The sequence below is a fragment of the Pseudomonas sp. MD330_10 genome, assembly GCF_042610415.1.
Classification (GTDB): domain Bacteria; phylum Pseudomonadota; class Gammaproteobacteria; order Pseudomonadales; family Pseudomonadaceae; genus Aquipseudomonas; species Aquipseudomonas rhodesiae.
On sequence record NZ_JBHGZU010000130.1, the window covers coordinates 1 to 242 of the forward strand.

1 pseudogene is annotated in these 242 nt (G+C 58.3%); it reads left to right on the forward strand.

The features are described from left to right. Positions 1 to 242 (forward strand): annotated as a pseudogene (locus ACFZPT_RS26890) (L-asparaginase); the annotation flags it as partial.

Genomic DNA, 242 nt, shown 5'->3' on the forward strand with positions numbered 1-242 from the left:
GTTCCGCCTGCCGGCCAAGCTCCACACCATGGACTCCGAGTTCGACATCAAAACCATCAAGAGCCTGCCCGATGTGTAAATTGCCTACGGCTACGGCAACGTGAGCGACACTGCTTACAAGGCCCTGGCCCAAGCTGGCGCGAATGCCATCATCCATGCCGGTACGGGTAACGGCTCGGTGTCTTCCAAAGTTGTGCCGACTCTGGTGGACCTGCGCAAGCAAGGCGTGCAGATCATTCGTT